This window comes from Robinsoniella sp. KNHs210 (assembly GCF_000686105.1).
GTDB classification, from domain to species: domain Bacteria; phylum Bacillota; class Clostridia; order Lachnospirales; family Lachnospiraceae; genus Robinsoniella; species Robinsoniella peoriensis.
Map to the genome: position 1 here is coordinate 424,521 of NZ_JMLZ01000002.1, position 14,180 is coordinate 438,700.

At 41.9% G+C, this 14,180-nt stretch carries 10 protein-coding genes and 1 pseudogene; 10 read left to right on the forward strand and 1 reads right to left on the reverse strand.

Annotation, left to right across the window (positions count from 1 at the left end; all coding sequences use genetic code 11):
• The first annotated feature begins 127 nt into the window (after positions 1-127).
• From CD03_RS32950 to CD03_RS0108730, 5 genes are all read left to right on the forward strand, one after another.
• Positions 128-1,030 carry a carbohydrate ABC transporter permease gene (locus tag CD03_RS32950; protein ID WP_044289254.1) on the forward strand — a complete coding sequence of 301 codons (903 nt, stop codon included), beginning with the start codon at positions 128-130 and terminating at the stop codon, positions 1,028-1,030.
• Positions 1,023-1,850 (forward strand): carbohydrate ABC transporter permease, encoded by an 828-nt coding sequence (locus tag CD03_RS0108715; protein ID WP_027293311.1) that lies wholly within the window; start codon positions 1,023-1,025, stop codon positions 1,848-1,850. Before CD03_RS32950 ends, CD03_RS0108715 begins: the two co-directional genes overlap by 8 nt.
• A 123-nt stretch (positions 1,851-1,973) precedes the next feature.
• The gene (arfA, locus tag CD03_RS32955; RefSeq protein ID WP_242849070.1) at positions 1,974-3,509 is read left to right on the forward strand and encodes an arabinosylfuranosidase ArfA; all 1,536 of its coding nucleotides are present in this window, start codon (positions 1,974-1,976) and stop codon (positions 3,507-3,509) included.
• A gap of 218 nt (positions 3,510-3,727) precedes the next feature.
• On the forward strand, positions 3,728-4,717 hold the full coding sequence (locus tag CD03_RS0108725) for a LacI family DNA-binding transcriptional regulator (RefSeq protein ID WP_027293312.1): 990 nt from the start codon (positions 3,728-3,730) through the stop codon (positions 4,715-4,717).
• A gap of 25 nt (positions 4,718-4,742) precedes the next feature.
• Positions 4,743-5,699: a glycoside hydrolase family 43 protein gene (locus tag CD03_RS0108730; protein WP_027293313.1), complete on the forward strand. Its 957-nt coding sequence runs from the start codon at positions 4,743-4,745 to the stop codon at positions 5,697-5,699.
• Between the two features lie 59 nt (positions 5,700-5,758).
• Here the strand turns inward: CD03_RS0108730 and CD03_RS0108735 are convergent, their stop codons facing one another.
• Positions 5,759-6,457: a pirin family protein gene (locus CD03_RS0108735; RefSeq protein ID WP_027293314.1), complete on the reverse strand. Its 699-nt coding sequence runs from the start codon at positions 6,455-6,457 to the stop codon at positions 5,759-5,761.
• Positions 6,458-6,739: 282 nt separating this feature from the next.
• Here CD03_RS0108735 and CD03_RS0108740 point away from each other — a divergent pair, with 282 nt between their 5' ends.
• The 5 genes and pseudogenes from CD03_RS0108740 (at position 6,740) to CD03_RS0108765 (ending at position 14,168) form a co-directional block, all read left to right on the forward strand.
• Positions 6,740-7,222 carry a MarR family winged helix-turn-helix transcriptional regulator gene (locus CD03_RS0108740; protein ID WP_027293315.1) on the forward strand — a complete coding sequence of 161 codons (483 nt, stop codon included), beginning with the start codon at positions 6,740-6,742 and terminating at the stop codon, positions 7,220-7,222.
• Positions 7,206-9,359, forward strand: coding sequence for an ABC transporter ATP-binding protein (locus CD03_RS0108745; RefSeq protein ID WP_027293316.1), 2,154 nt, complete (start codon positions 7,206-7,208; stop codon positions 9,357-9,359). The genes CD03_RS0108740 and CD03_RS0108745 overlap by 17 nt, the downstream gene beginning before the upstream one ends.
• A complete protein-coding gene (locus CD03_RS0108750) occupies positions 9,356-11,209 on the forward strand; it encodes an ABC transporter ATP-binding protein (RefSeq protein ID WP_081820190.1) in 1,854 nt (617 codons plus the stop codon). The genes CD03_RS0108745 and CD03_RS0108750 overlap by 4 nt, the downstream gene beginning before the upstream one ends.
• Positions 11,210-11,300: 91 nt before the next feature.
• Positions 11,301-11,897: a cytidylate kinase-like family protein gene (locus CD03_RS0108755; protein WP_027293318.1), complete on the forward strand. Its 597-nt coding sequence runs from the start codon at positions 11,301-11,303 to the stop codon at positions 11,895-11,897.
• Positions 11,898-12,125: 228 nt separating this feature from the next.
• A pseudogene (locus CD03_RS0108765) lies at positions 12,126-14,168 on the forward strand (thioredoxin domain-containing protein).
• The last annotated feature ends 12 nt before the right edge of the window (positions 14,169-14,180 follow it).

Genomic DNA, 14,180 nt, shown 5'->3' on the forward strand with positions numbered 1-14,180 from the left:
GCAGATCCATGCTCTATCGCAGGCGGGACCTGTGATATGCAGGAGGTATAGGTTTGAAAGAAAATCGCTTTCAAACTACTAATTAAAGAATAGCGCAAGTCAGCTTGTGCTATTCCGGGGGATAAGAATGAAGAAAAGAAAAAAATATCGGCCGCATTATCAGAAATGCGCGTATTTGTTTATTATGCCGTCGATGATTATTTTAACAATATTTGTGTTCATTCCACTGGTGTCATCGCTGGTGATCAGCCTGTTGAATATGAATATCTTTATGAAGGATATTTCTTTTGCAGGACTCACAAATTTCAAGCAATTATTTCAGGATTCACGGGTGGGGAATGCTACTTTTAACAGCTTGTATTTTACACTGTTTGAAGTACCTCTTCAAGTAGGGCTTGCACTTTTGCTGGCAATGTATGTGGCTAAAAATAATAAGTATACAAAGTTATTGCGGTCTACTTACTATCTGCCCTTTGTTTGTTCCATGACAGCCATCAGTATTGTATGGTCTATGCTTCTGGACCCCAACATGGGACTTGTTCCTTACTGGCTGGAGCAGATCGGACTGGATTCCGTATCTTTTTTAAAGGATCCGAATCTGGCTATGCCAACGGTTATTGTGGTTACTGCATGGAAAGGATTTGGTTATACACTGACACTGATTACGGCAGCTGTCCTGAATATATCGGCATCCCTTTATGAAGCGGCTGATATGGATGGTGCAGGACAGTGGAAAAAATTTATACATATTACAATTCCGGGAATATTTCCTACGATCAGCTTTTGTGTGGTCACGACGACCATAAGCGCCCTGCAGGTATTTGACCAGACCTATGTCATGACCCAGGGAGGTCCGCTGAACAGGACAGAGACTGTGGTACAGTATATTTATGACAGAGGTTTTCAGACAGCACCATATGATCTGGGGTATGCGTCTTCCATTTCCGTATATCTCTTTGTAATTATAGCCGTTATCACCTTTGTCCTTAAAAAGTTAGTACTGAATAAGGGGGAAGAAGCCAATGATTAAAAAAAGATCCCTGGGAAATATAGTTGGTGTTATTTTAACATTGTTTGTTGCCCTTACGGTTGTCATTCCTATTTTATGGCTGCTGGTATCTTCCTTTAAAACAGATGTGGGCGTAATTCAGTATCCACCGAAATTTTTCCCGGTGGAATGGACACTGAATCAGTTTAAGTATGTTACAAAAAGTATCCCCATATTTGATATGACAAAAAATACCGTGATTTTTGCAGGAGCGGTAACGATACTCAGTGTATTTTTTGATTCCATGGCGGGGTATGCATTTGCCAGGATGAATTTCAAAGGATCCAGCATTATTTTTTCCATTATATTGCTGACGATGATGGTGCCCTTTCAGATTATCATGACACCCCTTTATATTGAAGTTTATAAATTGAATCTGCTGGATACTTATCTTGGACTGATACTTCCAAGAGCCACAAGTGCATTTGGTATCTATATGATGAGGTCATTTTTTGCAGGACTGCCAAAATCTATTGAAGAGTCCGGACGTATCGACGGTATGGGAGAATTCCGGATTTACTGGTCATTGATGCTTCCGCTATGTAAGCCGGCGATTGCAAGCCTTGGTATTTTTCATTTTATGAATAACTGGAATGATCTGCTTTACCCGCTGATGATGACCAGTTCTGCAAATAAGAGAACGTTGTCCGCAGGTCTTGCTGTTCTCGTTGGCAATAAGGTAATTAAATACGGTCCGACCCTTGCGGCGACTTTAATCTCACTGGCACCATTATTAATATTGTATATATTCTGCCAGAAATATTTTGTGGAAGGTATAGCCACAGCTGGTATGAAAGAGTAGAGGTAATGAGTGAAAGAAGAGAAAGAAGAGAAGGACATTTAAATTAATAAGTCAAATTTTGGTTGAAAGAAAATGATGTCATAGAAAGGAAGCCACGGTGAGATTCTTTCAATCTGTATAAGTGTGGCAGTATTGCAGGCAAGCCGGCAATATGCAATGGGTATAAACATGCAGAAAGCAGTTATGATTGTAAACAAAAATTTCAGAAAAGGAAAGATAGATAAACGCATTTATGGTTCTTTTGTAGAACATATGGGACGTGTGGTGTATTCCGGTATCTATGAGCCGGGACATCCTTCAGCGGATGATGATGGTTTCCGCCAGGATGTTCTGGAAAAAGTAAAAGAAATGGGAGTTACGGCAGTCCGTTATCCGGGAGGGAACTTTGTTTCCTGTTACGACTGGAGAGACGGTGTAGGCCAGGTAGAAGAAAGACCCCGCAGGCTGGAAATCGCATGGCGTGCAATCGAAACAAATGAAATTGGTACAAATGAATTTATGAAGTGGGCAAAAAAAGCGGAGATCGAACCTGTTTTCGCAGTGAATCTGGGTACTAAGGGGATTGAAAATGCAGTTTCCTTTGTAGAATACTGCAATATCCCGGAGGGTACATTTTACAGTGATATGCGTAAGGCTCATGGTGTAAAAAACCCTTACGGTATCCATACATGGTGCCTGGGTAATGAAATGGATGGAGACTGGCAGATTGGGCATAAGACCGCGGAAGAATACGGGCGTCTGGCACAGGAAACCGCAAAAGCGATGAAACAGGTGGACAGCAGTATTAAGTTAGTCTCCTGCGGCAGTTCCAAATCCGACATGGCAACTTATCCGGAATGGGAAGCTATAACGTTAAATTATACCTATGATTATGTAGATTATATATCTTTGCATCAGTATTACGATGGACAGGATAAAGGGACACCTTATTTTCTGGCACAGTCTTTGGATATGGAACGCTATATTAAGACGGTGATCGGAACCTGCGATTATGTGAAGGCAAAAAAGCGTTCGGATAAAGAATTGTTCATTAGTTTCGATGAATGGGGTGTGTGGTCAATGGCAGATGTGGAAGTGGCTGCCCAGGTAGACAAAAGTCCGTGGCAGGTAGCGCCAAACCTCAGTGAGCAGATATACAGTATGGAAGATTCTCTTCTGTTTGCCAGTATGCTGATGAATTTCCTGAAATATGCAGACCGCATTAAGATTGCATGCCAGTCCCTACTTACCAATATCAGTGCAGCTATTATGACGGAAAAAGGCGGCGGGGTTTGGGTGCAGCCTATCTTTTATCCATTTTCCTATACTTCCAGATATGGGAGAGGTACAGTCTTATCGGAAGTATTTGACTGTCCGTCCTATGCCTGTGAACGGTTTGGTGAGGTGCCTTATGTAGACAGTGTAACCGTATATAATGAAGAAGAACAGGAAGTGGTATTTTTCCTGGTCAACCGAAGTGAAGACGAGTCCATCTGTTTTGAATGTGAGCTTCAGGGATTTGAGATAAAGGGAATAACGGAGCAGGTAACTATGAGCTGTGAGGATAAGAAAATGACAAATTTAATCCGGCACGATGCCGTAGAGCCACGCAGGATAACCGGCGGAAAAGTAGAAGGAAACCGTCTGGTATGTGAGCTTGCCCCCTGTCCTGGAATATGATCCGGGCAGCAGAGCGTATTTAAAGCACATACGGGTGACTGGAAATCAGCAGTTTCCGGGTATGGAAATAAATATTGTAAAGCCACATGGATTGTATTAGAATAAATGTATTCACAAGCCATACTACTGCGATATGCGAGGGGGTAAATGTGAACAGGTTCACATTACTCATTTAGCAGTATCGCATGCAGGCTTACGATATGCAAGGGGGCAGAAAGATGGGAATAACAACGAAAGATCTGGCACTGCTATGCGGGGTGTCCAGAACAACCGTACATAGAGCGCTTCATAATACAGGAAGAATTAATGAAGAGACAAAAGACATGATTCTGAAAATAGCGAAAGAACATGACTATCGTCCCGACATGCTTGCAAGAGGTCTTGTTAAGGGAAAAACATTTTATATCGGAGTTGTTATTATGGATTCCGACAACCGCTATTTTTCCCAGATGCTAAATGCGATTGTACGGGAGGCCAGGAAGATCGATTATTCTGTGAATATCACATTCCATGAAAATAAAGTAGAAATAGAACGGGAACAGCTCTGCCGGCTGGCGGATTATCATATGGATGGAATTATTCTTTCCTCCATTAACAAAGGGGAAGCGTATAAGGAATTTTTAAAAGGTCTTGAAATCCCCATTGTAACCATTGACAATAAGGTGGCAAAAGGGATCCCTTTTGTTGGAATAGACGGGAAAAAAGCTGCAGCTGAAGCAGCGGAAAAAATTGTAAATAAGAAATATGAGCGGGTAATCTTTGTATGCCCGCCACTGGCTGATGCCCAGAGAGAGAATGTCTATGTACATGAAGAAAGAGCAAAGGGATTTAAAGAAACAATGGATCGATATCCCCATGTGGAACAGGGGCTGATTCAAAGCTGGGAATACTTAGAGCCTGCATATCAGGAACTTAAGAACACAGATAAAAGGACTGCTTTCTTCTGTACTTCCGATATGATCGCATTGGAATTAATGAGATATCTTCAGATGAAGGGGAAAAAGGTAGTAGAAGATTATGGAATCATGGGATTTGATAATATTGATATTCTGCGATATGTATCGCCCAGATTATCCACAATTTATAATTCCGTGGAGGAAGTTGCACAGACTTCCGTAAGCCTTCTGCTTGATCTCATCAATGAAAAGAAAGTTAAAAAAGAACGTATAGTGAAGTACAGGCCGGTGGATGGAGATACACTGGGCTGAACTCCTATATGGCAGCGGAGGTAAAATGGAATTAAAAGAAGGACTAAAATATAATACACCATGGATTATGCAGAGGGCTGATCCATATGTTTACCGCCACAGCGATGGATGGTATTATTTCACTGCATCGGTGTCTGCATATGATGGAATCGTACTGCGCCGCTCTAAAAGTTTAGAGGAACTGCCTTTTGCAGAAGAGACAGAGATCTGGCACAAGCATGAGCACGGGAAAATGAGTGAACACATCTGGGCACCGGAGCTGCATTATCTGGATCAGAAATGGTACCTGTATTTTGCTGCAGGTGACAAAGAGGATATATGGGCGATCCGTCCCTATGTATTGGAATGCGGTGATGAGAATCCGATAACAGGAACCTGGACTGAGAGGGGAATGATGCAGTGCGCCGATGAAGATGAATTTTCGTTTCGTGGATTTTCCCTGGATGCAACCGTATTCGAGAACCTGGGAAAGTACTATTATGTATGGGCTGAAAAAGTAGGTGTTGGAAAGCAGATATCCAACCTATACATAGGAGAATTGGAAACTCCGTATAAATTAAAATCAGTTCAGGTGCTGCTGACTACACCGGACTATCCATGGGAACGGGTTGGTTTCTGGGTGAATGAAGGACCGGCTGTGATTAAAAATAATAAGCGGATATTCCTGACCTATTCGGCAAGTGAAACAGGAATTGCTTATTGCATGGGGATGCTAAGTGCGAGCGAGGACAGCGATCTGCTGGATCCATTATCCTGGAAAAAAGAACGTATGCCTGTTTTATCCTCAGATGAAGCTTATGGGATCTATGGACCAGGGCATAATTCATTTACGAAAGATAATGATGGAAATGACATGATGGTGTATCATGCGAGAACGGAGAAAGAAATTATCGGGGATCCATTGTATAATCCAAATCGCCACGCAATGTTAATGCAGGTTAAATGGAATGATGAAGGATTTCCTGTTTTTCGGTTTGAATAAAAGAGGTAATAAATACAAAGACTTCCGGCAGAATTGCGATCTGTCGGAAGTCTTTGCGTTTAACGTTCTTTCATTTCAAAAAAAATAATATGGGCTTCTGATTGTGCCTGTATGGTCAATTTTCCGGCAGAGATTTCTGCGGCATCCCTTTTTTCTAACGTAACTTCATTTAATTGTGCCCGTCCTTCAATTAATACCAGATATGCCTGGCGTCCCGGAAGGATTTCATACTCCAGGGATTGATTTTGAATAAGCTGGGTTACAAATATATTTATATCCTGATGAATGCGTATTGGCGCTGTACCATCTTCAGATGATACAATCTGGAACCACTGATTCAGCCTGTTAATCCAGGGAAAAGTATAGTCACCATATTGGGGAATATATTCTGCTGCATCCGGTAAGATCCAGATCTGCAGCAGGCGCAGGTGTTCATCTGATTCATTTAATTCACTGTGATAAATGCCGGTTCCGGCACTCATGTACTGTATGTCGCCCCGGGTAAGCGTCCGTTTGTTGTCCATACTGTCGCCGTGGGTGAGTTCACCGTCAACCACATAGGTGATGATTTCCATGTTTTTGTGGGGATGTGTGTCAAATCCGGTGTGTGCCTGTATTAGATCATCGTTTATGACACGCAGTGCACCGTATTGAATATTGTCGGGATTGTAGTATTCGGCAAATGAGAAATGAAACCAGCTGTTTAGCCATCCAAGTTCACTTCTGCCCATTTTACTGTGGTCAATTTTCTTTATCATTGGAAACCTCCGTTTAATTATACGCTCTAATGTATAGTTACCTTTTCATCTCACTTGTTCCCCGCTTTATTTGTAGTATACACACATCATAAGCTTTTAAACTGCAAAAGGCAATTCTTTTTGATAATGAATTTAATAAATTTTTTATAATTAAAGGATTGACAATTTATTTAGGTGAGCATATACTTATCAAAGTAAATGATTAACCAAGTTAACTAATATCGTGGATAAATAATAATCACGGTAAGTAATAGGGAAGTGGATAGAGAAAGGAGTGTGGATATGAGTGAAAAAAATTTAAAAGAAGAGTTTATCCGGGCAGCACATCGTATGCGAAAGCTGAATATGAGCCATGTGTTCTCCAATGTATCACAAGGGGAATTCTTTGCACTGGAAATGATTCGCAAATGTCAGGAGAGAGCCGGAGAGGGCAGGGGAATCATCGTGTCTGACCTAGCCAAGAGTCTGCGGGTTTCACCTCCGGCAGCATCAAGGACCCTGCGTAATATGGAAGAAAAAGATCTGATACGAAGAGAAGTAGACCGAAATGACCGCAGAAATACCTATGTATATCTTACGGAAAAAGGAATGGAAAGGCGGGATATGGCAGCAAAAGCCATGGATGACTTTTCCGAACGGGTCATGAAACGCATGGGAGATGAAAATGTAGAAATGCTGATCAGCCTGATCAATAAAATGACTTCTGTTATGGAAGAAGAATTGGAAGACAGCGGGAAAGGAGATAAGGATGAAGAAACTCTTTAAATATTTAAGTGAGTGTAAAATGCTGATCCTGTGCATTGTACTGCTTTTGATTGTGCAGGCATACTGCGATCTGGCATTGCCATCTTATACCTCGGACATTGTAGACGTAGGGATTCAGCAGGGAGGTATTGCCAACGTGGCTCCGGATCAGATGCGTCAGGAAACGATGGATAGTCTGTGTCTGTTTTTGACAGAGAAAGAAGAGGAAACGGTGAAAGCTGCTTATGATAAGCAGGATGATGGTTACCTGCATCTGAATAAAGAAGGTAAAAAAGAAATCGAAAAACTGGATGAAATGCTGGGAACACCTATGCTGATGCTTTCTTCTGCAAAAGAGTCCGGGAAAGTGGATATTGACCAGATAAAACAGGCACTTGCATCCGGAATGATGACAAAAGATCAGATTCTTCAAATGAAAGATCAGGCGCTTGAGAAGTTTGGGGACTACAGTGATTCCATTATAGAACAGAAAGCATTACTGTTTGATAAGGAAGAGTATAAGGCAATGGGGATTGATCTTGGGAATTACCAGACCGATTATCTGATACATAAGGGGCTAATGATGCTTGCACTGGCTATTGTATCCATGATTGCTGCGGTCTTCGTGGGAATGCTGGCATCTTACACCGCCGCAAAGATTGGAATGACGCTGAGAGGCCGGGTATTTAAGAAAGTACTGTCATTCTCCAATACGGAGATGGATCAGTATTCTACAGCATCTCTGATAACACGCAGCACCAATGATGTTCAACAGATTCAGATGGTGTCCGTAATCCTTTTGCGTATGGTTCTATATGCACCGATTCTGGGCATAGGCGGTATAATGAAAGTCGGGTATACACAAACGGGCATGGGATGGATTATCGGTGTGGCTGTAGGGGCAATTATCCTGTTAGTGGGAATATTGATTTCAGTTGCAATGCCTAAATTTAAGAAAATGCAGATTCTGGTGGATAAAATGAATCTGGTTTCCAGAGAAATCTTAACTGGAATTCCTGTTATCCGTGCATTCAGCAGAGAAAAATATGAAGAGAAACGGTTTGCTGATGCGAATCTGGATTTAAAGTCTACTCAGTTATTTACAAACCGTGTTATGACTTTTATGATGCCGGCAATGATGCTGATTATGAACTGTATTACAGTTATGATCGTATGGTTCGGCGGCAAGGGAATTGATGCCGGCAACCTTCAGGTTGGGGATATGATGGCATTTATTACGTATACCATGCAGATTGTAATGAGCTTCCTGATGCTAACCATGATTTCAATCATGCTTCCAAGAGCAGGCGTTTCCGCAAACCGTATCGATGAAGTAATTGAGACAGATGTTGTGATTAAGGATAAAAAAGATACATTGGATAATACCATATCACATTGGAAGGGAATCGTTGCATTTGAAGATGTGTCCTTCCGCTATCCGGGCGCTGATGAAGATGCCCTGGAACATTTGAATTTTACTGCCAGACCGGGACAGACCACTGCAATTATCGGAAGTACGGGCTGTGGGAAATCCACTTTGATCCATCTGATTCCAAGATTTTATGATGTAACCGGAGGCAGAATTACTTTGGATGGTGTGGATATCCGGGATTTATCCAGAAATAAACTGAGGGATATATTAGGGTTTGTTCCCCAAAAAGGAGTACTTTTTTCAGGAGATATTGAATCAAATATTAAGTTTGGCGGGGAAGATATTCCCGATAAATATATGGAAGAAGCAGCCGGGATAGCACAAGCCACAGAGTTTATTGATACAAAACCGGATAAATACCACAGCAGCATATCAGAAGGAGGAAGCAACGTTTCAGGAGGACAGAAACAGCGTCTTTCCATTGCAAGGGCAATTGCGAAAAAGCCAAAAGTATTCCTCTTTGATGACAGTTTTTCTGCTTTGGACTACAAGACAGATGTGGTTCTGCGTAGGGCATTGAATGAAAAGATTGCAGATGCTACTGTCATCATTGTTGCACAGCGTATCAGTACGATTCTTCATGCAGATCAGATTATCGTCTTAGATGAAGGCAAAATAGCAGGAATCGGTAACCATGAACAATTACTGGAAAGTTGTGAAACTTATCTGGAAATCGCCAGATCCCAGTTATCGGAAGCAGAATTGAAAGGAGGCGCAGCATCATGAGTGAAGGAAACAACCAGCCGCCAAAAATGAAAACAGGGCGCCATGGACCTGGCTCCAGAATGGTTCCGGGGGAAAAGGCAAAAGATTTTAAAGGAACAATCCGCAAACTTGCAGGATATATGGGAAGTTATAAAATTGCGTTGATCGGCGTATTTATATTCGCAGTGGGAGGAACAATTTTTGGAATTCTGGGACCTAAGATTCTTGGTAAAGCAACAACGGAATTATTCAATGGCCTGGTAGCGAAGATATCCGGTTCGGGAGGAATTGATTTTACAAAAATTGGACGTATACTGATTTTAATGTTGGGCTTATATTTATTCAGTTCCTGCCTGTCCTTTGTACAGGGATGGATTATGAGCGGTATTTCACAAAAGCTGTGCTACCGTTTCCGTGAAGAGATTTCCAAGAAAATTAACAGGATGCCGATGAAATATTTTGAGTCCAAAACTGTGGGTGAGGTTTTATCCCGCATCACAAATGATGTGGATACGCTGGGACAGAGCCTGAATCAGAGCATTACCCAGCTGATTACATCCATTACCCAGCTGATCGGTATTTTTATCATGATGATGAGCATCAGCCCGCTTATGACTCTGATTGCCATTGTAATACTTCCAATCTCTGCAATCCTGATCGGTATTGTTGTGAAGTGTTCTCAGAAATATTTCGTGGCACAGCAGAAATATCTGGGTGAGATCAACGGACAGGTAGAAGAGGTTTACAGCGGACACAGCATCGTTCAGGCTTTTAACAGGGAGAAGACAGTAGAAAAGGAATTTGATGAAACTAATGCAGTTTTATTCCAGTCAGCCTGGAAATCACAGTTTTTATCCGGTATGATGCAGCCGATTATGGGCTTTATCGGTAATCTGGGATATGTAGCAGTTGCGCTCAGCGGAAGTATTCTGGCTGTAAAAGGTGCCATTGAAGTAGGTGATATTCAATCCTTCATTCAGTATGTTAAGAACTTTACCCAGCCCATTGCCCAGGTAGCGCAGGTATCTAATATGCTTCAGTCAACTGCTGCAGCAGCAGAGCGTGTTTTTGAATTTCTGGGTGAGGAAGAAGAAGAACTGGTTGCAAAAAATCCGGTTCAGTTAGATAATATAGAAGGAAAAGTCACATTCGAGCATGTTCATTTTGGATATAATACAGATAAAATTATTATCAATGATTTTAACTGTGAGGTAGAGCCGGGACAGACGGTTGCTATAGTAGGCCCTACCGGAGCGGGCAAGACTACGATGGTGAAGCTTCTTATGCGTTTCTATGACGTGAACAGCGGAAGTATTAAGGTTGACGGGCACGATATCAAAGATTTCAACAGAAGCGAACTGAGGGAATATTTTGGCATGGTACTGCAGGACACCTGGCTGTTCAAGGGAACCATTATGGAGAATATCCGATACGGACGGCTAGAGGCTACAGATGAAGAGGTAATAGCGGCAGCGAAAGCGGCTCATGCCCACCACTTTATCCAGACGCTTCCCGGGAGTTACCAGATGGAGCTCAATGAGGATGCCAGCAATGTATCTCAGGGGCAGAAACAGCTGATCACGATTGCAAGAGCAATTTTGGCTGACAACAGGATAATGATATTGGACGAAGCCACAAGTTCCGTAGACACCAGAACAGAATCCAGAATACAAAGAGCAATGAACAATCTGATGAAGGGGCGTACCAGCTTTGTTATCGCTCATCGTTTATCTACAATTAAAGATGCCGACCTGATACTGGTAATGAAGGACGGCGATATTATAGAACAGGGTAACCATGAAGACCTGCTTGCAAAAGATGGATTCTATGCAAGCCTGTACAATTCCCAGTTTGAGGAAATGACTGCTTAGAGCAGATGCATACCGCAAATTAAGGTGTGCAGGTTGAGGAAATGTATTATAAAACACGTTCTGAGGCGTGTTTAAAGGAGGAAATAGTAAGATGAGTAGAAAATGCATCACGATTGACAGACAGTATGGAAGCGGAGGAAGGGAGGTAGGGAAGATGCTGGCAAAGCGTCTTGACATCCCTTTCTATGACAATGAGCTGTTGATGATCGCCGCAGAAAAGTATGGCATTAATCCCGGGATCATGCGTGAACATGATGAGAAGAGAAATGGAAGCCTTTTGTATAATATAGCGATCATGACCAATGGACAATATGATAAGGTAAACCAGCCATATAAGATTTTCCAGGCAGAATGTGATACCATCAGGCGATTGGCAGATGACGGTCCGTGTATTTTTATCGGAAGATGTTCCGATTATGCCCTGAAAGATAAATGCAAAACACTGAATATTTTTATCTATGCATCTGCTATGGCTGATCGTATTAACAGAGCAGGCAATGTAGATAAGATTGAGAAGAAAAACATAGAACGATTTATCAAGCAAAAGGATATGCAGAGAAAAAGTTATTATAATTCTTTCACGGAAAAAGAGTGGGGGGATATGGCAAATTATGATCTGTGTTTGAATACCTCCACCTTGGGATATGAGAAATGTGTGGATATAATAGAAAAGATTTACAGAGGTTAACAGCGATTATGTGGTTAAGTTAGATCGCAGTTTATTATTCTCTTATTATTACAAACAGTTTAGCTGTGAGTGCAGGGATCCGGAATGGGCTTCAGTTTATAGACTATCAATATATTGAAAATAGTTTGAAGATTAAGTTCAAATAAAAATTAGTGGCTATGTGGCTTACATAGTCACTTTTTGTTTGGGTATAATAAGGTTATATTTTATATAAGGAGGTGATGCCCTATGACAACTAGCAAGAAACCCAATAGATTAATACATGTAAAAAGTCCTTATCTACTTCAACACGCTTATAATCCAGTTGACTGGTGGCCTTGGTGTGAACAAGCATTTACAAAAGCAAAAGCAGAAGATAAGCCTATTTTCTTATCTATTGGGTATTCCTAACGTTGGTTATAGAAATCTTGTTGTCATTGGTGCCATGTGATGGCACATGAGTCTTTTGAAAATGAAAAAATTGCGGAGATTTTAAACCGGAATTATATAGCAGTGAAGGTAGACCGGGAGGAAAGACCGGATGTGGACAGCGTTTATATGTCCGTCTGCCAGGCAATGACCGGTCAGGGAGGCTGGCCGCTTACCATTATCATGACTCCGGAGTGCAAGCCGTTTTTTGCAGGAACTTATCTGCCCCCGAAAGCCAGATATGGAATGACGGGACTGGATGAATTGCTGGACATGATTGCAGACAGGTGGAAAAATGAAAAAAAGCGTCTTCTGCAGACAGGGGATGAAATCTTAAATTTCCTAAAAGAGCAAAACAAGGAAAGCCTCAGGGGAGAACCGGATGTGAAATTGGTAAAGGAAGGATTTACCCAGTTTTTGGAAAGGTTTGAACAAAAATATGGAGGGTTCGGCAGTGCACCAAAGTTTCCTACACCTCATAATCTGTTATTTCTGATGGAATATGCAAAAAAAGAGAATAAGGAAGAAGCCCTTAAAATGGTGGAAAAGACCTTATGCCAGATGTATCGGGGCGGAATGTTTGATCATGTGGGCGGCGGGTTTTCCAGGTATTCCACAGACGAAAAATGGCTTGTGCCCCATTTTGAAAAGATGCTCTATGACAATGCCCTCCTGGTGATCGCCTATCTGGAAGCCTATACCATAACGGGCAAAGACCTGTACTTGTTTGTAGCAGAAAGGACACTCCAATATGTAGAATCAGAGCTTACGGATAAAAAGGGAGGCTTTTACTGCGGACAGGATGCGGACAGTGATGGGGTGGAGGGTAAGTACTATGTATTTGACCCCGATGAAATAAAAGAATATCTGGGAGACTATGACGGAGAGTATTTCTGCCGCTGGTATGATATTACTTACCATGGTAATTTTGAAGGAAAATCTATACCGAACCTGATTGATAATCCCCGTTTTGAAGAAAGAAACAGCCGAATTGCCAAAATAAATAAAACACTTTATCCAATTCGCAGAAAGCGTGCCAGCCTTCACAAGGACGACAAGATCCTGCTTTCCTGGAATGGGCTGATGATAGCTGCATTTGCAAAAGCATATGCCGTAACCGGAGCGGAATCTTATCTGCGTACAGCATTGAAAGCAGAACAGTTTATCACCCAGAAACTGGTGAAAGGAGGAAAGCTTCTGGTACGTTACCGGGAGGAGGATTCCGCTGGAGAAGGAAAAATAGATGACTATGCTTTTTACTCCTATGCACTGCTGATGCTTTACGGTGCCACCTTTCGTGTTGAACTTCTGGAAAAGGCATTGTCTTTTGCCGGAGATATGGTAGATCAGTTTTTTGATTTTGAAAATGGCGGATTCTACATTTATGCCAAAGATGCACAGAAGCTGATTGTACGTTCAAAAGAAGTATATGACGGGGCAGTTCCGTCAGGGAATTCGGTTGCTGCATTTGTGTTATATAAATTGGCCCAGATAACAGGGGAAGAAAAGTGGCAGGAGTTATTTCATAAACAGATCTGCTTTCTGGCGGGTAATATTGCAGAATACCCTTCCGCTTATAGTTTTACTTTGCTGGCTCTGATGCAGGTTCTGTATCCATCCAGGGAACTAATCTGCCTGGAGCCCTCCGGAGAAGAGATAGAAGAGCTTCGGCAACTTGGAGAGAGGGACAGCAATCTTGCAATTGTGGTAAAGACAAAAGAAAATGCCGAAAGACTAAAAAAAATAGCTCCATTTACGGAAGCTTACGGGATCATACCCGGAAAGACACAATTTTATCTGTGTACCCGGAACAGATGCCAGGCACCTGTGGACAGTTTGAAAGAGATACAGAATATTTTATAAATGGGGGACATT